The organism is Oceanobacillus jeddahensis (genome assembly GCF_000750635.1).
In the GTDB taxonomy this organism is placed as follows: domain Bacteria; phylum Bacillota; class Bacilli; order Bacillales; family Amphibacillaceae; genus Oceanobacillus; species Oceanobacillus jeddahense.
The window spans coordinates 124,932-146,200 of record NZ_CCDM010000004.1 but is presented as its reverse complement, the minus strand read 5'-3'; the positions used below and the strand labels follow the sequence as shown (position 1 = coordinate 146,200).

Sequence of the window (21,269 nt, the reverse complement as noted above, 5' to 3'; positions counted from 1 at the left end):
TTAAAATTAAAAATGTTAAAAGTTTTATTTGTAACAGGGATAATAAGTGGGTTCTTTTAGGCTAAACGAATAAAGAAAACTCTTTCCCCTGAAAGCGGAGAAAGAGTTTTCGATTGTTAATAGTTATAACAAATCCTTATTCTTTTTATTATGCAGTAATCACACTAAGTTCTTACACCTTCCGATACCGCCTCATTCCCAGAATATTCAACATCACAAAAACAATAATAAATAAAAACAAAATAGACAGGGGAACCATGATCTCTCCAAATGTAAATCCTTTTAAAACAACATCGATCATTGCATTTCCCGCATAGTATAAAGGCATAATCGGTGCAATCCATTGCAGCCATGTTTCCATAGTGTCTACATTCAGCATTCCAGAGAAGAAAATCTGTGGAATGATGACGAGCGGAATGAATTGAATCATTTGGAATTCACTGCTGACAAATGTAGATAACAGAAGACCAAGTCCAAGGGCAACGAAGCTTAACAAAATATTAATCATAAACATATTGGTGATGGAACCGGCAATTTCCATATCTAAAATATATACAGAATAAAGGATAATAATCGCTGTTTGCAGAATAGCAAAAATCCCATAGCCGAATAAATAACCAAATACGATCTCAGATTTTCTGATTGGCGTGGATAATAATTTCTCCAACGTACCGCTGCTTCTTTCCTTTAACATCGACATGCCAGCAATCAAAAAGACAAAAAAGAAAACGAAGAAGCTGACTAAAATGGGATTTAAAATTTCAAAAAACGTATTGCTTTCATTGCCATAAATATATTCTACAGTAATCGGGTCTTCATCCATGTCGATTTCAGAATCTATTTCTGTATCGATATCCATATTCATATCTATATCCATGTTTTGAGCAATTTCAGGAGGAAGCTGCTCCATCATTTCTTCTACACCTGCTGACATATCCTCCATATTACTTATCATCTCATCGATATTATCCGAAAGATCATTTAAATTTGTTTCCATCACAGCCTGTGAGCTTCCCTGAATAGCAGGGCCCTCATCCATCGGATTATCATTCAGAATGGTCAGCTTCCATTCTCCATCTGTTTCCTCCAGAACACCGCTGGCATTTCCTTCTTCCAGATAAGACTGTATATCCATCTCGTTTTCTTGTTTTACGATGATATCATTGTCTTCTAAAATATCAATTACCTCATCGCTGACATTAGCTGTAGCGATGGTTATCTCGTCATCCGGATCTGGAAAAATATAATTCAGCAGCGTAATGACAAAAATAGGAGCCAGAAATAATAATGCAAGCGTACGTTTATCACGAAGGACCTGTTTACAAATCCGTTTAATCAGCTGAAGCATTCGCATTTTCGATTTCCTCCAATTTTAAAAAGACTTGATCAATATCGCTTACGCCAAAGTTCTCCAATATTTCCTGTGGAGTACCGCTTGCTGCAATTCCTTTATTTTTCATTAATAGCAGCTGGTCACATTTCATAGCTTCATCCATAATGTGGGTTGTAATTAACAGCGTGCTGTCCTTTTTTAAATCATGCAGCTGATCCCAGATACTTAATTTGAGCACTGGATCAATCCCGACCGTCGGCTCATCTAAAATCAAATACTTTGGCTGGTTGATCAAAGCAATCGCAAGCGATAAGCGGCGTTTCATCCCACCGGAATAGTACGCCACCAATTTCTTTTTATCCTGTTCAAGCTGGACGAGATTTAGCGTAGATTGGACTGCTTTATTGGAAATTTTCTTTCCGTACATATGAGCAAAAAATTGAATGTTTTCCAGACCGGTTAAATCATGGTATAGCGAATCGCTTTGCGCCATATAGCCGATTTTATTTAAGAGTTTACGGTTGGGAACCGTTGTATCATCGATTCGGATAGAACCGGTATCGTATTTTTCCATTCCCATCAAGCATTTAATCAACGTGGTTTTACCTGTACCCGATGGACCAATCAATCCGGTGATTTGATTGGTGCTAATATCTAGGGATACATTTTGCAGGATTGTTTGTTTTCCAAAGCTCTTGGACATATTGGATAATTGCATCATAAAACAAAACACCTTTCTTTATGAAGTGAGTAATCACTCATTATATTATCAGAATAAGAGTAAGATGACAAGAATCTTTTTGGAAGAAGTCGCTTGTGGCTAGTATGTCAATTATTGCAATAAATGTGAATTCTATGTATGATATTCGCATATCATTTCCTTTTACGGATCATTGATGTTCCCAAGTGATTTATGTAAAGTAAATGATAAAGCTTCCTTGTCCAATCCTTTCGTTGTTTCATTGCATGCAATGTCTGAAGGAAAGGACTCTTTTTTTAGTGGATAAAGCAATGAAAATAATAGAGTTAGTTTGGAGGAAATAGATTCATTGAAATGGCAGAATCGGATTTTATTTATAGAAAATTAGGTGATAGATATGCTTCATCGTTTATTTAATGTTTCCTTACAAATTAAAATTACCGGCTTATTATTAGGAGTTATCATTGTTCTGATATTGATATTGTCAGCTTTCTATGCCTATTCTACGGTGGAACAAATTATTTCTGAAAGACATAGACTAAGTATGCAAACTGCCAAAACAGTGTCTCTATTGCCTTCCGTAACAGAAGCTTTGGAAGAGGAAGATAATAATCATTCCCTACAATTTTTGACAGATCAGTTCAGTATAGAAAATGAAGCTGATTTTATTATCATCCAGAACAAGGAAGGGCGTATTTTAACTCACCCGGATGCTGACGAGCTTGGAGAGGTCAAGCCGTTTAATGATGGTTTTAAGGCGCGTGTTTTTGGCGGGTATTATAATATGGATTCTGATGAATTTATTGATTCGTCTATTGTTGGAATCGCTCCTATTTTATCAGATACAGGGAGTGTCTTGGGTGTAACAACGGTTGGTTATTTGAAAGCGGATTTATATGCTCAGATATTTGAAAGAATAAAGTATATTCTTTATCTTTCCGTTGCAGTTATTATTATTGGCATTATATTGGGCTATTTATTGGCACGGCATATTCGAAAGGAAACGTTTGGATATGAACCGCGGGAGATCGCTGCATTATATAACAGGCATGATACGCTGCTGTCTTCATTGAATGAAGGGGTTATTGCTGCTGACGAGCATTGCAAGATTACTCTGATCAACAAATCTGCAAGAGACCTTTTGGAAGTAACGGATGCATATATGCACAGACCTATTCATGATCTGCTACCTCGCCTAGAGTATAACCAGGTCTATGAAACCAAGAATGAGAAGTTGAATCAGGAGGTTTATCTTCATAATAAATCGTTGATTGTTAATATGGTGCCAATGTTTACGCAAGGAAAATTTACTGGACTGGTTGCGACTATCCGGGATAGAACCGAAATCACAGAAATGGTGAATACCCTTTCAGAGGTAAAAAAGTACTCAGATGATTTACGTGCGCAGACCCATGAACATTCCAATAAAATGCATCTTATATCTGGTATGCTGCAGTTGGAAAACTATGATCAAGTCATCGAATTGATAGACAAAGAAATGGACCATATGAACAAAAATAATCGAAGTATATTCAATCAAATAGAGGATAAAAATGTACAAGCTATTTTAATTGGAAAAATGGGCAGAGCTTCCGAGAAAAAAATTGATTTTGTGATTGAAGAAGGCAGCTATATCAGTCCATTACCAGATCATATTAAAGCTGGAGAGATTATTACTATCATTGGTAATTTAATAGACAATGCATTAGAGGCAGTGATATCCACTTCCCAGCCTTCCGTGCGATTTTCAGCGATGGATATTGGAAAGGATATCATTTTTGAAGTGACGGATAATGGTACCGGAATGAAGGAAGAAGATAAGGAGAGGATTTTTCATCCAGGATATTCTACCAAAGATTATAATGGTGAAAAGAGAGGGTTTGGGCTGTATAACGTTAAAGCAGCAGTAAATAAATTAAACGGAAATATGGAGATAGATTCAACTCGTCAAGGTACCATGATAACGGTTTATATTCCCAAATAATCACTAAAGGAGACTGTTTACAATGATTCAGATTGTCATTGCAGAAGATGATTTCAGAATTGCTAATATTCATGAGGAGTTTCTTGAAAAAATAGAAGAGGTGCAAGTTACCGGAAAAGCTTTAACCGGTGAGCAGACGCTCTTATTGATAAAAAATCTGAAGCCGGATTTAATATTGCTTGATATTTATTTGCCGGATTATTTGGGTACAGACTTAATTCCTAAATTAAGGGAAGCTCATCCCCAAGTAGATATCATGATTATTACAGCTGCAAAAGAGAAAGAGCTGCTGGAACAATGTATGCGCAAAGGAATTACCAACTATTTGATTAAACCGGTGAGTTTGGAGCGTTTTACTAAAGTGATGCAAGAATATAAAAAACAGAGAAATGTATTGCAGCAGACAGAATATATTGATCAAAACACAGTAGATGAACTGCTGTTTCCGTCAGTGAATAGACAAACGGAGGGAGAAGGACTACCTAAAGGAATAGATTGGATAACTTTGGAAAAGGTAAAACGCATCATGGAGAAGTCCGGGAAATCTTTGTCGGCAGAGGAGATGGGAGAATCGATTGGTTCGTCCCGAGTCACTGCCCGACGTTATTTGGAATATTTGGTTTCAGAAGGCATTGCAAAAGTGGAACAAGAATATGGTATCATCGGCCGTCCGCAAAGAAGATATTCTTTAGACAAAACAGGTTCATGAACAAAATGAACACAATTTCGTTTATGTAATATATTTCATTTATTTTGAAAACGTTTACATCAAATCGCTTTCACCTTACAATTTTATTTAAATCCAAAGGGGGGAATATTGATGAAAAAATATCTGGGATTATTTTTATTTATTACATTTATTCTTGTCGCAGGATGTTCTTCGGATAATAGTGAAGCTGAAGGAAATTTTCCAAGTGGAAATATTGAATTTGTAGCTCCTGCAACGCCAGGCGGCGGATGGGATGCCACTGCAAGAGCGATGCAGAAAATTCTTAGTGACGAAGGAATTATTGAAGAGAATATCAATGTATCTAATAAGCCTGGCGGTGGTGGAGAAGTAGGGTGGCAGTATTTGGCAGGACAAGATGCACATGCCATTTCCATTAATTCCAGTTTACTCGTTGCGAATAATTTGCTGGGACAAAGTGATTTGACTTATGAAGATTTTACGCCATTAGCCATCTTAAGTACGGAATGGGTTTCTGTAGCTGTTCCGCCGGACTCTCCATATGAAACTGGAGAAGAAGTAATGGAAGAACTAAAAGATGACCCGACATCCTTAAAAATTGGTGTTGGCCCGAGCTTAGGAAATAGTGATCATTTATCTTTTGTCCAAGCTGCTCAAGAATTTGGAGTAGATGTTTCACAAGTAGAATTTTTAGTTTATGAAAGTGGCGGAGATGTACTGACAGCTTTATTAGGTGGCCATGTGGATGTAGCAACGATGTCCGTTTCTGAGTCGAAGGAACAGCATCAGGCTGGAGAAATAAATATGATTGCTGTTAGTTCTGAAGAGAAATTAGAAGGATTGGAAGAAGTAAGTACCTGGAAGGAACAAGGTGTGGACATGGTGTTTCCTCACTGGAGAGGTGTCATGGGTCCACCTGATATGACGGAAGAAGAAATTGCCTATTGGGATGAGAAAATCGCTGAAATGACGGAAAGTGAAGCTTGGCAGGAAGTGATGGCTAATAATGAATGGGAACCTTATTATCATGACAGCCAAGAGTCGCAGGAATTTTTGGCTGAACAGACAGAAAGATTTGATGAGTTAATGACAGAAGCAGGTTTAATAGAATAAATACCTTATCGGGATGAATCATATCAAAACAGATTCATCCCGGATATAGAAAGTGAAGGAGGTTTGAATGTGGCTAGGTTAATTACGCCTTTGTTTTTTCTAGTGCTGGGCATTATTTATCTCATCATGACGTTTAATCTTACAAAAGCTCGTGTGGGTGATGAAAATGGTCCGCTTTACTTTCCGATTTTAATCGGGGGATTACTGGTTCTTTTCAGCTTGATTTACTTTATTCAGGAATGGAGGCAACGAAGTGAAAAATTTGAGGAATTAAAAGGACTATTCACAGGCAGAGCCCCGTTTTTAATTGTATCTACATTGGTTTTAATTTTTATATATACATTCCTATTTGAAAGAATAGGTTTTTTAATTTCCACGATGCTATTCTTAACAGGTTTATTATTTGTCATCAATGGAAAACAGGCATGGTTTAAAAATATATTGATTGCAGTGATATTTTCTATTATATCTTGGTATTCATTCTCGGAATTATTAAATGTAAGTTTACCATAGAAAGGAGTATTCATTATGGGGGTGGATTTTCAAAGTTTTATGGAAGGGATGACAACAGCACTTCAGCCTATGAATCTTTTATGGGTTTTAATTGGAGGTTTTTTAGGAACGGTAGTTGGCATGCTTCCAGGTTTAGGGCCGGCTACAGCAGTGGCTGTGTTAATTCCGATAACTTTCGGTATGGATCCTACAAGTGCTTTGGTACTTATGGCAGCTATTTACTACGGAGCCATGTATGGTGGTTCAAGAAGTTCCATTTTAATTAATACGCCAGGAGATGGTTCGGCTATTGCTGCTACATTTGATGGCTATCCAATGTCTCAAAAAGGTGAGGCAGGAAAGGCATTGACAATTTCGGCCATTGCTTCTCTGATTGGCGGAACCATTGCCATTATCGGTTTTATTTTGCTGGCAAAGCCGCTGGCATCGTTTGCCCTTAATTTTGGGCCGGCGGAATATTTCCTCTTGTTCGTATTTACCTTGTCGGCCATTGTATCTCTTTCCAGAGGGAACATGGTGAAGGGGTTTATCTCAATGAGTATCGGGTTGCTCTTAAGTACGATTGGCATTGATTTACAGACAGGAGTGCACCGATTTACGTTTGATGTTCCGCAATTGAGTGAAGGCATTGATTTTTTGGTTGTGATTATTGGGATTTACGCTGTAGGGGAAGTACTCTACAATCTTATAAATATTGATCAGATTAAAAAGCAAAAAAGTAAAGTAGGAAAGAAGGGTATATCAAAAGAAGATTGGAATCAGACGAAATGGCCGATGTTGAGACAAGGTCCGGTAGGATTTCTGATTGGTGTTCTTCCAGGTGCTGGCGGTTCGATAGCATCCATGCTCAGCTATACAACGGAACAGCAGATATCGAAGCATCCGGGAAAGTTTGGTAAGGGTGCAATCGAAGGGCTGGCAGCTCCGGAATCGTCCAATAACGCTGCTTCTGTCGGATCATTTATTCCGCTTCTTACGATGGGTATTCCCGGGTCTGGAACGACAGCAGTTATTTTAGGTGCTTTAATCATGCTGGGATTACAGCCTGGGCCGCTTCTGTTTGAAAACAACCCGGAAACGGTATGGACATTAGTGAACAGTATGTTTATCGGGAACTTATTTCTTGTATTAATCAATATCCTTTTAATTGGAGTACTAGTAAAGATTTTGGATACCCCTCCAAAAATTCTTTATCCTTTGATCTTGGTATTGGCTTTCATCGGAACTTATACACTAAGCTATAGCATTATTGATTTCTATATTCTAGTTATCTTTGGGGTGATTGGCGTATTGATGAAATTGCTTAAGTTTCCGATTGCTCCGTTAATCCTTGCAGTTATCGTAGGTTCAGATATGGAGCAGAACTTCAGAAAAAGTATTGTTTCCTTCGACAATGTTTTCAATGTATTGGTTGCATCTCCAATTACGATTACTTTAGTGATTATGACTATTTTGTCTATTTGCTATCCTTTCTTAATTGGATGGATACAAAAACGTAAAAACAAAAATGCATAAAAGGAAGATGTCCTTTCTTGATGAGGAGGGATGAAATGAAAAAGAACATCTTGTTGGCTGTTTCTGTATTACTTTATATTATATTTTTCATTTTTGGTGCAGATTGGGGTCTTGAAATAAAAGCAGTGGGAACACTTTTGATTATCCAGATTCTATGGATAGGGAGGGTGTTCCCCTTAGCTTTCAGTTCCATTTTATTAATATTGCTGTTGTCTTTTCATTTCACCTCATATGATGAGGTGCTAAGTTACTTGGGCTCCAGTTTGGTCTGGTTATTATTTTCCACATTTATACTGGCACATGCATTTGTTCGTACTGGTTTAGCAGGCAGAGTAGCTCTTTCTATTTTAAATCTTGCTAAAGGATCCAGCAGATTATTGCTTTTATTATCCTTTATCATGATGTTTGTGCTGACTGTATTTATACCGTCCAACATCGGAAAAGGCAAATTAACTAGCGATATTCTGGATGACTTAGTAAAAAAATTAAGCGAAATACAGCAAACGGCAAATTTAGGGAAATCATTTTTTATCGGAACGGCGTATATTAGTCCTATTTCAGCAGCGTTTGTTCCTACTGGTGCTAGTTCCACCATCTATGCGTTTGGGATGTTTTCCTCTGTTTCTGGTGAGATGAACTATATTCATTGGCTTATTTATTTCAGTTTTCCAATGTTGTTGTTTGTGTTCATGCTTTGGATTTTGTTCCAAATCATATTTCCAATAGGGGATGTTGACCAGAAAATGGTCAGGAAGTTGGTGTATTCCAAAAAACAAATGCTAGGTAAATGGAGTAAACAAGAAATAAAGATGGCATTTATTATCGCCTTAACACTTATATTATGGCTGACGCATGCGTGGCATGGATATTCCATTCCGCTTGTCGGAATGTTGGGAGCCGCGTTATCTGTTCTGCCCTATATAGGAGTGATGGACTGGGATAAAGCAAGAACCGCAATTGATTGGGATATGATGCTGTTTTTTGGATCCACTTTAATGTTATCTAATGTGCTTATTGATACTGGAGCGATGAATCAATTTGCAGCCTGGATAACAGGAATTTTTGCACATGTTCATCCAGTAGCAGTCATCGTCGGTTTATGTCTACTTATCGCTCTGGCAAGATTATTATTTGTAAATGTGCTGGGATTTTTAACAATTGCTTTGCCGCTTGCTTTGATTTTGGGGGAACAAATAGCAATGTTCAGTTCTTTGGAAGTGGCCATGGCTGTTTATTTAGTCGGCATTCCAGGATTTTTATTCATTACACAATCTCCGGTGCACTTAATTACGTATGCATACGGCTATTACAGCCAAGGTGATTTATTTCGTACAGGAATTCCAGCAATGGCAGGTTGGCTTATTATCGTTTTTCTGAGTATCTTTTTTTATTGGAAGCTTATTATTTAAAAAGTGCGGCCCGCTTAGGCAGTTGATTTCATTTGCTGGATTCGGATTATTGGATAAACACAGGGGGAAGGGAATACTATGAAGATAGGAAACACCTTCTCGTTTCCCAACATATAAACCGGAGGCAAAATGATGAAAGTACGAATAGAATGCACTTATCAGACACCAAAAGGGATTGCTGCAACTTTTACTTCTGAAGAGATGAACGCTTCAAAAGCATTCGTCATCGTTGAAGATTTCAAGAAAACGGGACGTATGAAAAATATGATATTCGTCGATTCGCAGGAGCATACGTGGAGTTTAAAAGAATTACGTAAGCAGATGGAGGAAATTCAAACCGAGCCGCATGATGTAACTGTTTATTTTGATGGGGGATTTGAGCGTGAAACAAGCCATTCCGGTTTGGGATGCGCCATCTACTATCAACAGAATAATACATTTTACCGCTTGCGGAAAAATGCATTGGTGGAAGAGCTTTGTTCGAACAATGAAGCGGAATACGCTGCATTGCACTTGGCGCTGATGGAATTGGAGAGGTTGGGTGTCCATCATCTGCCTGTTTCTTTTTATGGTGACTCCCAGGTTGTCGTAAATCAATTAATGGGAGAATGGCCGTGTTATGAGGAAGAATTAACGAAATGGGCAGATCGAATTGAAAATAAAGTGAATCAATTGGGAGTGACCCCGGAGTACATGCACATTTCGCGTAAGAAAAATCGAGAAGCGGATCGGTTAGCTACGCAGGCATTGGAAGGGATGGAAATAACAAGCAAAAAAGAACTATCGGAGTGAGGCAGGGAAGGAATTCTCTGCTTCTTTCGCATGATTGCAGCATCTGATGACAATAGCACTAATAACGTTTAAAAAGACAAGGAAAGCTGATCCTTGTCTTTTTGCTGTTATTCTTTTCCCTTTTCTTTATTAAATGCTCTCGCAGCAGAAATCTTCCGGGTGATATACTTCTCGATTTCAATAATGATAAAGGTCATGAATCCAATGAGAAAAGGATATATCCAGTATTGTGCCTCGATCGGATATAAATCAAATACATTCCTTAAGAATGGAATATACGTCACCATTAATTGAAGAACAATCAGTACGCCTGCAAGCATAAAAGCAATCTTGTTGGAGAAGAAATCTTTATTAAATGCAAAATTCCGTTCGTTCCGGACATTAAATAGATGGAAAACCTGCGCAATCACAATGGAATGCAGCGTAATTGTTGTAACCTGTTCATGCGTATAATGTTCTGGATCACCGAGAAGAGTTACATTCATGGTCATAATGGCTCCGCCAACAAGCAAGGATACTAAAATAATCCGGAAAATATAGTAGGGACTAAGCAGTTTTGCATTCGACGGACGCGGGGGCCGTTCCATTGCTCCCGGTTCCAGTTTTTCAAACGCCAATGCGAAAGAAACAGTTACTGCTGTCACCATATTTACATAAAGGACTTGAATCGGGGATAGCGGCATGTTCATTCCGACGATTAATGCAGAAACAATCAAAAATGCTTCCGCGCCATTGGTTGGCAGGATAAACAGGATCGTTTTCTTCAAATTATCGTAGACCCGCCGTCCTTCTTTCACAGCATTGACAATGGTGTTAAAATTATCATCGACCAGCACCATTTCGGAAGCTTCTTTGGAGACTTCGGTTCCTTTGATCCCCATGGAAACACCGATGTCTGCGCGTTTTAAAGCAGGAGCATCATTAACCCCGTCACCTGTCATCGCAGTAATTTCTCCATTCTCCTGCATAGCGGTTACCAGCTGTAATTTGTTTTCTGGACTGGTACGGGCGAAAACATCTACGTTTTGGGTTGCGGTCTGCATTTCCTCTTCAGACATTTGGTCCAGCTCTCGTCCTTCGAGAACATTGTCTTGTTCGGTAATACCCATTTGTTTGGCAATAGCAAGCGCTGTTGTCTTGTGATCACCCGTAATCATTTTCACCTGGATACCAGCTTTTTTACAGACTTTCACTGCTTCAATGGCTTCTTCTCTTGGAGGATCGAGAATGCCCGCTAAACCAATTATGTTCAATCCTTCACAAATATCTTCATGATCGATTTCCATTTTATTGTCTGCTACATATTTATACGCAGCTCCGATGACCCTTTCGCCATTGCTGGAGCGTGCGAGCATTTTGTCTTCCCAAAGCTTGCGTTCCTCGGAGTCTTCTGCCAGGCCTGCCATATCAAACAGCCGGTCTGGGGCCCCTTTTACATAAATGATTTTCTTTCCGTCTTTTTCCACAAGTCCTGCCATGTATTTATAGCTGGAATCGAAAGGAATTTTAGAGAGGATGGGAAGCCGGTCTATTTCCTGATTTGCTTTTTCTGTCAGTGTGACCAGACAGCCTTCTGTCGGTTCTCCGCTGATTGTCCATTCTTCCTCGTCATCTTTTCGCAAATAGGCATCATTTACTGTTAATATATTGCTTAAAAACATTTGCAGTTCCTGGTCTTCTGCAATATTTACTTCTTGGTTATTTTCAAGGATTTTTCCTTCTGGTGCATATCCATTCCCTGTAATATCCAAGCGTCTGTCAGATAGTTCAATGGATTGGACGGTCATTTCATTTTTGGTCAGCGTTCCTGTCTTATCCGAACAAATGACAGTTACTGCTCCGAGTGTTTCTACAGACGGTAAATTACGCATAATGGCATTGTTTCTGGCCATGATCTGCATACCTAATGAGAGAATAATGGAAAGAATAGCAGGTAAACCTTCCGGGATAGCGGCAACAATTAAGCTGATAACATAAAGCAACAGTTCCCCGATGGGATAGTCATAGAAAATTGCTGCAAAAACAAACAATAAAGCTGCAATGCTGACGATAGCGATGGAAATCATTTTCCCGAAATGTGCTGTTTGTTTTAGTAAAGGTGTCTTTAATTCTTCCACTTCTGCAATCGACTGATTGATTTTACCGATTTCTGTATTTGCACCGGTAGCTGCAACAATCCCTTGACCAGAACCGGATACAACCGCTGTACCGGAAAAAGTCATATTTAATCGATCGCCAAGAACCGTATCTTCCGGCAGGGTTTCTGTATTTTTTTCGACTGATGTTGACTCACCAGTGAGAGGGGATTCCTCTATTGTCAGCCGGCTGGTGGCAGTTAACCGTAAATCTGCGGGAATTTTATCTCCTGGAGACAATAACACGATATCACCCGGCACCAGATCGCTTGAAGCGACTTCCTTGCGCTCCCCGTCACGAATAACTGTTGACTCAAGAGAGAGCATCTTTTTTATGCCTTCCAATGCTTTCTCAGCTTTGTTTTCTTGGAAATAGCCGATAACAGCATTAATTAGAACAACCAGTAATATGACAACTGTATCCGCAAAATGTTGTAAAACAACCGTTAGGACAGCTGCAATTAATAAAACATAAATTAATGTATCATTAAATTGGTGTAAAAATTTCAGCCATTTTGGATCCTTCTCCGGCTCCGGTAATTCATTTTTTCCCCATTTCTGTTTGCGTTGTTCAACTTGCTCTTTGCGTAAACCATGGTTTATATCCGTTTCCAGTTTCGATTCTGCTTGTTCTGTCTTCAGGTTAAACCATTTTTCTTGTGCCATAAGCACGTGCTCCTTTCTTCCTGAATCCGTTTAATCTTATGCGTGGAAATAGCAATCAAACGTTTTAAGGAGAGTTAAAGTAAGAACGAAAATTGTCCGGGTGTTTTTCCTGCTGTTATTACATGAAGTATAAGAGGCAGCAATCGTATGAGCAGAAAAAATCATTTCTGATGGATAATTGCTTTTATTATCAAGATGTTACATTTTATTACAATTTAAACCATCGTTAATCACCTCTTTTAAAAAATAAATGTATCTTCACTTATAATGATGAGGGAAAAAGAGAAGTCATTCAAGTACCCCGGGACGAAAAATTTCGACAATTTGGTGATGTGCATTTTGATGTGAAGGGAATGTAAGAATGGATGGTTTGTTTTATCATGGAGAACCGTCCGTAAAACTCCCGCCTCAAAATAAAGCGTGAAAATAAACTTATTTAGCGGGAGATAACGGGCACTAACTCCCACTGAGTGAAGTTTCGTTTTATATTGAATTCAAAAATCAGTGAAAAGGAGAGGGATGGTTGATTTAAATCATAACGGGATGATTAAAAAAGGATTTGATTAAACATCCCGCTGATACTGATTATTTCAATTGGTAAGAAACCGGCAGAAAAAATGGTTACTTATTTGGTACTGTACCTTTGGGAAAGAACCATAGAATAATAAAGGTGACTATACCTATTAAAAAGAGCCCGAAGAATACGGTATGAAATGCATGGGCTAATCCATCCTGCATCAAAGCTAACGTATCTGGAGAAAGGGTTTCTCTCATCCCTTCATTTAAGACAGCATCTATGTTTGGCATATCATCTGCTGCCTGCTGCTGATAATATTGCTGCAGGCGCAAATTCAGGATGCCGCCGAGCAGTGCGGTACCTATTGCGCTGCCAATAATACGCATAAACATATTTAAAGAGGTAGCCGATCCTCTTGCTTGCCAGGATACACTATTTTGAATCGCAACAATAAAAGTGGTTGACGTCAGCCCCATACCTACCCCTACGACAAAAGAGCTGAAACCAGCATAAACTGGTCCTTTGTCTGCATCAAGCAGGAAAAAGAGAAATGTACCGGCGAATAATGCGATACCGCCAAGAAAGGCAGTTTTTCGAAAGCCGATTCGTAATACCAGATGCCCGGCGATGGTTGAGGAGATTGGCCAGCCGATAGATAAGGTACTTAAAGTGAAACCCGCGACAATTGCTGATTCGCCCATGACTCCCTGCACGTAAGTAGGGAGGAAGCTGCTTAAACCTAAAATAATCATCCCGGAGAGTAAGGTAGCGATATTGGCAATGACCATTAATTTATTCTTCCATAAGGATAAAGGCATCATCGGCGCTGCACACCTTTTCTCCTGCCAAATAAACAAGGAAATACCAATGACAAAGAGTCCAAGCAGACCGAGCGTTTCCGGTGATAGCCAAGCCCAATTTGTGCCTGCTTGTACAAATACGATAATCAACGCAGATATGGCTATGAAAAAGAAACTTGTCCCAAGGTAATCAATGGTTTTCTTTTCTTTATCCACTTTTTCATGAAAGAACAGAACAACACAAGCTAATCCAATAAGGCCAAGCGGGATATTCATCCAGAAAATCCAAGCCCAGTCCACGTATTGAACGATCATTCCACCTAAAAGCGGACCCGCAACAGAGGAAATGCCCCAGACACTTGCTAAATATCCCTGTACTTTAGCCCGTTCTTCTAAATTATACATATCTCCTACGATCGTGGTTACTATCGGATGTATAGCACCGGCTCCAATTCCCTGGATAAGCCGAAACACGACAAGAGCAGTCATGCTTTCTGCCAATCCGCATAATAAGGAACCAATTAAAAATATAATGACACCGATGACAAAGATCGGTTTGCGGCCGAATAAGTCGGCTAATTTGCCGTATACCATCGTGGTAACTGCCTGCATTAATAGGAAACTGGAAAAGACCCAGCTGTATAATGTAAAACCGCCCAGATCAGATACAATATTAGGCATTGCAGTGGCAACAATGGTTCCTTCGATTGCCGCCATAAACATAGAAAGAATCAGGGCGACAAGCACGACAGGCCGTTTCGTTTGTTTATGTACCATTCCTTTTCCTTCCTTTACTTCAGCTATTTATTTTTCCCTGCGGTGTATGTGGATATCAGGTAATTATGGAAACTATCAGAAATTCTTTCAAATGGAAATATAATTCCATAATCGAATTAGCTATATTGTAGCAGAAGCATTCTTGAATTGTAAGAAATAGAATTCTAGTTTCATAGTTAATCGTTCGAAAGGTGCGAGGAAAGATGTTCTGTTCCTTCTTTATTCAAAGTGCTGCAATAAAAGGAAAATTCAGATTTTATCAATGAGGTTCCGTGTTATACAATCGTTTAAAAAATAATAAGGAGAGAATAACTTGATGAAATTACCAGAAGTGACATTAAGAGAGTTGAAGCTGGAAGACGCAGAAGACCGTTATAAGTGGTGTTTGGATAAAGAGGTAACGAAATATTTAAATATACCAGATACATATCCGCCGTTCACTATGGAGGAGACGAAAAATTGGATTCAAAAATGTATGGATAAATCAAACGGGTATGAACAAAAAGCGATTCTCACTGGAAATGGTAAGCACATAGGCTGGGTTGATTTAAAAAACATAGATGCATTCAATCAACAGGCTGAACTGGGAATTACGATTGGGAATAAAGATTTTTGGCGGAAAGGGTATGGAATGGCGGCGATGGAGAAGATGCTACAATGGGGATTTCGGGAATTACATCTGCATAAAGTGTGGTTGCGGGTGGACATGGATAACCAAAGAGCAATAAAATCCTATAAAACGAAACGAACACTAAGTGGGAGAAGAACAAAAACTCCCACTTAGTGAAGTTTCGTTTTATCAGAAGCGCGGCTTCTTGCTTGAGCTTTTTTATCTTCCGCATCAGCTAATTCATCTGAAAATTCGACATCGATGCCGTCAGATATCTGATTTTTAGGAGTTTGTGATAAAAAATTATTTTTTCTTTTCTTATGCTCATCTCTGCCCATTGGGAACACCCCTTTTTAGGTTTGTATATAATTGGTTAGTTAATCGTCTGCCAGACAGGTTAAAAATCGCAATACATCGGTCTGCTTTGTGACGGCAGCTGTTGCATCGTCTGCTCCTTAGACAACATAAGGGAAGTCTGTACTGACATATTTGTATTTTTAACTGGTTTACGATACTTATTCATTGTTTACAATGGCAAAATGAAACATACTATACTGCTTAAATTTTTGGATGTGATGTATGATGGTTGTTAAAATTGGTGCAAGCAGAAATTTTCGCATAATGATGTTTAGTAATCCACTTAGAAAGGAAAAGTATTAAAAAGAGACAGAGAGGTGGATAAGAATGTCCAACAATGAAAAACGTTCTTCAAAGAGCGGGAAACCGAATCGAAATGAAGAGCGCAGGACCATGCTGGATGAACATGAGGAGCAGATGTTTGTAGATGACGTTCCCTTGGAAGATCTAAAGATAGAGGCCAGGGATGAGAAACGAAAGACAAAATCAAAGGATGAGTCACAAAGTGAAAAGAAGCATAAAGAAAAACAAAATGAAGACAAAGATACTAAAAACCCCTGAGCGTCATTGCTGAGGGGTTTTATTGTGATATGAAGGGACTTCTTGTTAATAGAGAAGGATTGAAATGTAATACACAGCTTTCTTTCGCGATTAATTAGAAGCTGTCATAGCAATGGCTTAATTATTCTTTCAATAAACAGGCTGTTTAATAATGTTTGTTATAGTATAATTATTCGTTAAAATGCATAATTATTAGGTATTTTGTTTCATTTATTTTTCTCTTTCCCGTGTTAAAATAAGGAACATACATTGATTAACAATGACTTTTTATGTTCAATTTATAACAGTATGATTAAAATAACTGATAAAGATGTACTGTATATCATTCATGAAAGCATGAAGAAAAAAGGAGAGAAAAGATGGAACATATGGGGTGGCTGTCGCTTATTCCGCCAGTTTTGGCAGTGATTCTAGCGATTCTTACGAAAAACGTTATTATTTCATTATTTTTAGGTGCCTTTGTGGGCGTACTTATTATTGTGGGAGGAAATCCATTAACTGCAACAACGGAAACGATAGGAAATTTTCTGTTTCCGCAATTGACAGACAGCTACAATGCGGCTGTGCTTGTCTTGTTATTTTTTATCGGAGGGTTTGTAGCTTTAATCGAAAAATCAGGGGGAGGCGCTGCACTTGCAGCAAAAACTGTCAAATCGATTAATTCTAAAGTGAAAGCTCAATTATCTGCTTGGTTTGGCGGCTTGATTATTTTTTTCTCTGATTTGGGGACGCCTTTGATTGTCGGCCCTATTTTTGAGAAAATATTTGATAAAGCAAGAATTTCTAGAGAGAAACTGGCGTATATCATTGATTCTACGTCTTCTCCAGTTGCTGTATTGATCCCTTTTATTGGCTGGGGCGTCTATATTATGGGGCTGATAAGAAGTGAGTTCGACGCACTGGGAATAACTACATCGGAGTTCGATACCTTTGTTCAAGTCATTCCATTTCAGTTCTACGCTATTTCAGCAGTATTGATGATTCCATTAATGACGCTCTTTAAATTAGATTTTGGTCCGATGGCAAAGGCGGAACGCAGAGTTAGAGAAACCGGCGAGCTGTACTGGAAGGATTCCAAGCCGCTGCGAAGACCGGATAAGGAAGCGGAGGATAATCAAGAAAGCAAAGCTATTTTAATTTGGCTTCCTTTATTGGTCCTATTCGTGACATTGTTTGGATTGCTTTCCACAAAAGGATTTCCGTTTGAACCAGTGGATGGTAATGACTTCCGCGTCTCGCTGACAACAGCTTATTTATTTGCAGCTATTACCATTTTTATCTTATTAATTGGCTTCCGGATGAAAAAGTTTGCAGAGATTTTTGATATTTATACATCCGGGATGCAAAAGATGGTCTATGTTGCTGCGACTCTAGTGCTTGCTTGGTCGCTTGGAACGGTTATCAGTGAGATGGGAACAGCGAATTATATCGTAGAATTAATGCAGGGAAGAGTGCCGGCATTTATTATACCAGCATTGCTCTTTATTATCGGGGCAATTGTTTCACTAGCTTCCGGTTCTTCCTGGGGAACATTCGCTATTATGCTTCCGATTGCTATTCCGATGGCGGTTGCATTAGATGCACAATTGCTTGTCTGTATCGGCGCTGTATTGTCCGGCGGCATTTTTGGAGATCATAGCTCTCCAATATCTGATACAAGTATTTTGTCATCAACAGGAGCTGGTGCAGATCATATTGATCACGTGAAAACACAGTTCCCTTATGCATTGACCAATGCAATCATTGCGGTAATCGGTTTTGTTGTTGCAGGTTTGACTGGCAGTCCGTGGACCGTAATACTCACAATTGTATTGCTTATTTTAGCAGCATTTGTATTATCAAAGTTGACAAAAAATAAATATGAATCGAAAATGAATGTATAAAAGAAACATGCCTTGCTGGTGAAGTGAGGCATGTTTTATTTCGATTTTTTTAACGGAGGAAGAAATAATGCAATGGAAAAAGCCTGGCAGTGAGGATTACCCTGCCTTAATCGAATTATGGGAGAAATCTGTTTTGGCAACACATGATTTTTTAGCATCAGAGGATAGGGAGTCGCTTAAGAAAGGAATTCCTGCTTATTTTCCGCAATTAGATATGAAAATGTGGTTTGAAGATACTACATTCATTGGATTTTCCGGTGTGAATGCGTCTCAGTTAGAAATGTTGTTCTTAGACCCGGAGCAAATAAGAAAGGGGTTTGGCAGCAGAATTTTAAATGATTTAATTGAAAAGGACGGCATTAAGTTAGTAGATGTCAATAAAGATAATAAACCGGCTCTTGCTTTTTATCTGAAAAATAACTTTCAAATTACTGGAGAGTCAGAACAGGATGACCAGGGGAGAGACTATCCGATCCTGCATTTGGGTTTGAAAGCCGAATAATATAGAAGAGAAATGATGGAAGCAGTTAAATAAATTTTGACAATAAAATTTGAAAGCTGACTGCTGGATGAAGCCGTTTGTTTCTTTGTAATAAGAAATAGACGGCTTTTTATTATGAAGGATACGATAACCAATCTATGTCGGTGAAAGAGCAGCGTTTTTAATGGGACGATTAATCGCAAAATTACTTCGGTGGGGAGAGTAATCCTTAATGAATGCCAAGTTTTCTTACAAAAACCCCGGACGAATCTCAGTCCATACATCGAATTTATCATTTTGGTCGAGAAGACTCCATCCTCAAGCGAAGCTAGGGTGGAGATGAATCGTCTTTTTTTTGTATACAAACTTACGTTCTCGTGGTGCAATATCAATATACGAAACATTCTTTGAGAACTGGGTATACAGGGTTGTGACAAGAAATGCTTTGTCACGTGAAATATCCAAGCACTACTTGACACGCACACACTGAAGTTGCGAAAACCAAGCTAAAATAGGGTGTGCGGTGAAGCCGTCGTATAAAGTATCAAAGCATTCACCGTAGGGACTACGGGTAGAGCCTGCTAAAATAACTGATGGATGCATTGGTGTTCGCAGGAATCTCCATCTTCAGATTTTGCTTGAAATCAAGATGGAGTAGTTCAAGTCAAAGCGGAAAAAATCCTCTGATAGGGGATACCCTTGATCAGAGGATTTTTTGAAGGTGATTTATTCTGTTAAAAGCGGATAATATCCTTCTTCATTATGCGTTTCCGTTCCGACTAAAGGCGGGTTGAATACACAGACCATACGCATTTGTGTGCGTGCCCGGAGACGGTGCTTATCATTTTCATCTAACAGATACATGGTGCCAGGCTTAAGCTGGTATACATCTCCCGTAGAAACCTTTTCGACTTCACCTTCACCTTCAATGCAGTAAACTGCTTCAATATGGTTTTTATACCAGAAGAAATTATCTGTTCCTGCTTTGATAATGGTATCGTTCATGCTGAAGCCGACACCATCTTTTTTTAAGATAAAACGACGGCTTTCCCAATTTTCGGATTTTGTTTCATCTTCTGTTCCAACTAAGTCTTCCAGTGATTTTACGATCATTTATAAATTCTCCTTTCCGTGAACAGCATCTCTATTTTTTTAATACATGTTTTATACTATCTTCCAGAATATCTATTCCTTTTTCCAGACCTTCCTGATCAATAATCAATGGCGGCAGGAATTTCACCACTTCATCATCCGGGCCGGAGGTTTCCACAATAAGACCGCGGTTAAATGCTTCCGCACAAATTTCACCTGCTAACGCTTCTTTTTCAACGGCAATGCCCTGCATTAAACCTCTGCCTCTGGCTTCTCCATTTAATTCTGGATATTGGTCGATCAATCTGTTGATTTCTGATTTGAGAAATACGCCTTTTTCTTGTACGGCATTGGCAAAATTATCGTTCTCCCAATTTTTCAGCGCTTCGGTTGCAGCAAGGAAAGCCATATTATTGCCTCGGAAGGTTCCGTTATGCTCGCCGGGTCCCCACTGGTCATACTCTGATTTGATTAATGTAATCGCCATCGGCAGACCAATTCCCCCAATGGATTTAGACAGACAGACCACATCCGGTTTAATTCCAGCCGGTTCAAAGCTGAAGAAAGTGCCCGTACGTCCATTTCCAGCCTGTACATCATCCACGATCAGGAGAATATCCCAGCGTCTGCATAGTGCTTCTACTTTTTTCAGCCATTCCATGCGTGCAGCGTTAATCCCGCCTTCTCCCTGAACGGTTTCCAGAATGATTGCAGCAGGGAGGGCAACACCACTTCCGCTGTCTTCTAAAAAGCGGTCCAGATAAGCAATCGAATCATTGTCTTCCACATAATTATCAAATGGCATCGAAACAGCATGATGTAACGGAACTCCCGCACCGTGTCGCTTGAATGAATTTCCTGTCACAGAAAGGGAACCAATCGTCATTCCATGAAACGCATTGGTAAAGCTGATTACGGTTTCCCGTCCGGTTATTTTTCTGGCGATTTTCAGGGCACTTTCTACGGTGTTTGTGCCAGTGGGGCCAGGGAACATGATTTTATAATCCAAATTTCGCGGCTTGAGAATCACCTCATTAAAACGCTCCAGGAAATCTTGTCTTGGAATTGTAGCCATATCAAGACTGTGAATCACGCCATCATTTTTAATATATTCAATTAATTTCTCTTGCATGGCATCGTCATTGTGACCATAATTCAATGTGCCTGCACCCGCAAAGAAATCAATATATTCTTTTCCATCCGTATCCCAAAGCTTGTAGCCTTTTGATTTTTCAAAAACCGTCGGCCATCCTCTGCTGTAGCTTCTTACTTCTGATTCTAAATTTTCAAACGTTTTCATTTTCGCATCATTCCATGTTGCTGTTGTCAATGAAATCATTCCT

General features: G+C 39.1%; 17 protein-coding genes and 1 pseudogene. 11 read left to right on the top strand and 7 right to left on the bottom strand.

Annotated features, from left to right (window positions below):
- Positions 1–172: 172 nt before the first annotated feature.
- The gene (locus BN986_RS17330) at positions 173–1,354 is read right to left on the bottom strand and encodes an ABC transporter permease (protein WP_040982512.1); all 1,182 of its coding nucleotides are present in this window, start codon (positions 1,352–1,354) and stop codon (positions 173–175) included.
- Positions 1,332–2,054: an ABC transporter ATP-binding protein gene (locus tag BN986_RS17325; RefSeq protein ID WP_198136798.1), complete on the bottom strand. Its 723-nt coding sequence runs from the start codon at positions 2,052–2,054 to the stop codon at positions 1,332–1,334. The genes BN986_RS17330 and BN986_RS17325 overlap by 23 nt, the downstream gene beginning before the upstream one ends.
- 376 nt (positions 2,055–2,430) lie before the next feature.
- On the opposite strand from BN986_RS17325, the gene BN986_RS17320 reads away from it, so the two are divergent.
- From BN986_RS17320 to BN986_RS17290, 7 genes are all read left to right on the top strand, one after another.
- Complete coding sequence (locus BN986_RS17320; RefSeq protein WP_040982510.1) at positions 2,431–4,017, top strand: sensor histidine kinase; 1,587 nt, start codon at positions 2,431–2,433, stop codon at positions 4,015–4,017.
- 22 nt (positions 4,018–4,039) lie between these two features.
- On the top strand, positions 4,040–4,726 hold the full coding sequence (locus tag BN986_RS17315; RefSeq protein ID WP_040982508.1) for a response regulator: 687 nt from the start codon (positions 4,040–4,042) through the stop codon (positions 4,724–4,726).
- A gap of 111 nt (positions 4,727–4,837) precedes the next feature.
- Positions 4,838–5,818 (top strand): tripartite tricarboxylate transporter substrate binding protein, encoded by a 981-nt coding sequence (locus tag BN986_RS17310; RefSeq protein ID WP_040982506.1) that lies wholly within the window; start codon positions 4,838–4,840, stop codon positions 5,816–5,818.
- A gap of 69 nt (positions 5,819–5,887) precedes the next feature.
- A complete protein-coding gene (locus tag BN986_RS17305; protein ID WP_040982504.1) occupies positions 5,888–6,331 on the top strand; it encodes a tripartite tricarboxylate transporter TctB family protein in 444 nt (147 codons plus the stop codon).
- 15 nt (positions 6,332–6,346) lie between these two features.
- On the top strand, positions 6,347–7,846 hold the full coding sequence (locus BN986_RS17300; RefSeq protein WP_074435710.1) for a tripartite tricarboxylate transporter permease: 1,500 nt from the start codon (positions 6,347–6,349) through the stop codon (positions 7,844–7,846).
- A 35-nt stretch (positions 7,847–7,881) separates the two neighbouring features.
- Positions 7,882–9,255 carry an SLC13 family permease gene (locus BN986_RS17295; RefSeq protein WP_040982502.1) on the top strand — a complete coding sequence of 458 codons (1,374 nt, stop codon included), beginning with the start codon at positions 7,882–7,884 and terminating at the stop codon, positions 9,253–9,255.
- 132 nt (positions 9,256–9,387) lie between these two features.
- Positions 9,388–10,047 carry a ribonuclease H family protein gene (locus BN986_RS17290; protein ID WP_040982500.1) on the top strand — a complete coding sequence of 220 codons (660 nt, stop codon included), beginning with the start codon at positions 9,388–9,390 and terminating at the stop codon, positions 10,045–10,047.
- 107 nt (positions 10,048–10,154) lie between these two features.
- On the opposite strand, the gene BN986_RS17285 is transcribed toward BN986_RS17290, so the two are convergent.
- Together BN986_RS17285 and BN986_RS17275 are read right to left on the bottom strand one after the other, a co-directional pair.
- Complete coding sequence (locus BN986_RS17285; protein WP_040982498.1) at positions 10,155–12,848, bottom strand: cation-transporting P-type ATPase; 2,694 nt, start codon at positions 12,846–12,848, stop codon at positions 10,155–10,157.
- Between the two features lie 621 nt (positions 12,849–13,469).
- Positions 13,470–14,942 carry an MDR family MFS transporter gene (locus BN986_RS17275; RefSeq protein ID WP_040982494.1) on the bottom strand — a complete coding sequence of 491 codons (1,473 nt, stop codon included), beginning with the start codon at positions 14,940–14,942 and terminating at the stop codon, positions 13,470–13,472.
- Between the two features lie 316 nt (positions 14,943–15,258).
- Here BN986_RS17275 and BN986_RS17270 point away from each other — a divergent pair.
- Positions 15,259–15,681: pseudogene (locus BN986_RS17270) on the top strand (GNAT family N-acetyltransferase); the annotation flags it as partial.
- Between the two features lie 41 nt (positions 15,682–15,722).
- Here BN986_RS17270 and BN986_RS26330 read toward each other — a convergent pair.
- On the bottom strand, positions 15,723–15,890 hold the full coding sequence (locus BN986_RS26330) for a YfhD family protein (protein WP_074435709.1): 168 nt from the start codon (positions 15,888–15,890) through the stop codon (positions 15,723–15,725).
- Between the two features lie 346 nt (positions 15,891–16,236).
- Here BN986_RS26330 and BN986_RS17265 point away from each other — a divergent pair, with 346 nt between their 5' ends.
- The 3 genes from BN986_RS17265 (at position 16,237) to BN986_RS17255 (ending at position 18,855) form a co-directional block, all read left to right on the top strand.
- The gene (locus BN986_RS17265; RefSeq protein ID WP_040982492.1) at positions 16,237–16,470 is read left to right on the top strand and encodes a hypothetical protein; all 234 of its coding nucleotides are present in this window, start codon (positions 16,237–16,239) and stop codon (positions 16,468–16,470) included.
- Positions 16,471–16,829: 359 nt separating this feature from the next.
- Positions 16,830–18,353: a Na+/H+ antiporter NhaC family protein gene (locus tag BN986_RS17260; RefSeq protein ID WP_040982490.1), complete on the top strand. Its 1,524-nt coding sequence runs from the start codon at positions 16,830–16,832 to the stop codon at positions 18,351–18,353.
- 67 nt (positions 18,354–18,420) lie between these two features.
- On the top strand, positions 18,421–18,855 hold the full coding sequence (locus BN986_RS17255; RefSeq protein ID WP_040982488.1) for a GNAT family N-acetyltransferase: 435 nt from the start codon (positions 18,421–18,423) through the stop codon (positions 18,853–18,855).
- Between the two features lie 705 nt (positions 18,856–19,560).
- Here the strand turns inward: BN986_RS17255 and BN986_RS17250 are convergent.
- On the bottom strand, positions 19,561–19,947 hold the full coding sequence (locus tag BN986_RS17250) for an ectoine synthase (protein WP_040982486.1): 387 nt from the start codon (positions 19,945–19,947) through the stop codon (positions 19,561–19,563).
- A gap of 31 nt (positions 19,948–19,978) precedes the next feature.
- Entirely contained in the window at positions 19,979–21,265 is a 1,287-nt protein-coding gene (gene ectB / locus BN986_RS17245; protein ID WP_040982485.1) for a diaminobutyrate--2-oxoglutarate transaminase, read from the bottom strand.
- Positions 21,266–21,269 lie beyond the last annotated feature (4 nt).

What these genes read in the sequence shown, in the direction of transcription:
- BN986_RS17330 (WP_040982512.1), bottom strand. Translation starts at nt 1,354, where the DNA reads ATGCGAATGCTTCAGCTGATTAAACGGATTTGTAAACAGGTCCTTCGT.
- BN986_RS17325 (WP_198136798.1), bottom strand. Translation starts at nt 2,054, where the DNA reads ATGATGCAATTATCCAATATGTCCAAGAGCTTTGGAAAACAAACAATC.
- BN986_RS17320 (WP_040982510.1), top strand. Translation starts at nt 2,431, where the DNA reads ATGCTTCATCGTTTATTTAATGTTTCCTTACAAATTAAAATTACCGGC.
- BN986_RS17315 (WP_040982508.1), top strand. Translation starts at nt 4,040, where the DNA reads ATGATTCAGATTGTCATTGCAGAAGATGATTTCAGAATTGCTAATATT.
- BN986_RS17310 (WP_040982506.1), top strand. Translation starts at nt 4,838, where the DNA reads ATGAAAAAATATCTGGGATTATTTTTATTTATTACATTTATTCTTGTC.
- BN986_RS17300 (WP_074435710.1), top strand. Translation starts at nt 6,347, where the DNA reads ATGGGGGTGGATTTTCAAAGTTTTATGGAAGGGATGACAACAGCACTT.
- BN986_RS17295 (WP_040982502.1), top strand. Translation starts at nt 7,882, where the DNA reads ATGAAAAAGAACATCTTGTTGGCTGTTTCTGTATTACTTTATATTATA.
- BN986_RS17290 (WP_040982500.1), top strand. Translation starts at nt 9,388, where the DNA reads ATGAAAGTACGAATAGAATGCACTTATCAGACACCAAAAGGGATTGCT.
- BN986_RS17285 (WP_040982498.1), bottom strand. Translation starts at nt 12,848, where the DNA reads ATGGCACAAGAAAAATGGTTTAACCTGAAGACAGAACAAGCAGAATCG.
- BN986_RS17275 (WP_040982494.1), bottom strand. Translation starts at nt 14,942, where the DNA reads ATGGTACATAAACAAACGAAACGGCCTGTCGTGCTTGTCGCCCTGATT.
- BN986_RS26330 (WP_074435709.1), bottom strand. Translation starts at nt 15,890, where the DNA reads ATGGGCAGAGATGAGCATAAGAAAAGAAAAAATAATTTTTTATCACAA.
- BN986_RS17265 (WP_040982492.1), top strand. Translation starts at nt 16,237, where the DNA reads ATGTCCAACAATGAAAAACGTTCTTCAAAGAGCGGGAAACCGAATCGA.
- BN986_RS17260 (WP_040982490.1), top strand. Translation starts at nt 16,830, where the DNA reads ATGGAACATATGGGGTGGCTGTCGCTTATTCCGCCAGTTTTGGCAGTG.
- BN986_RS17255 (WP_040982488.1), top strand. Translation starts at nt 18,421, where the DNA reads ATGCAATGGAAAAAGCCTGGCAGTGAGGATTACCCTGCCTTAATCGAA.
- BN986_RS17250 (WP_040982486.1), bottom strand. Translation starts at nt 19,947, where the DNA reads ATGATCGTAAAATCACTGGAAGACTTAGTTGGAACAGAAGATGAAACA.
- ectB (WP_040982485.1), bottom strand. Translation starts at nt 21,265, where the DNA reads ATGATTTCATTGACAACAGCAACATGGAATGATGCGAAAATGAAAACG.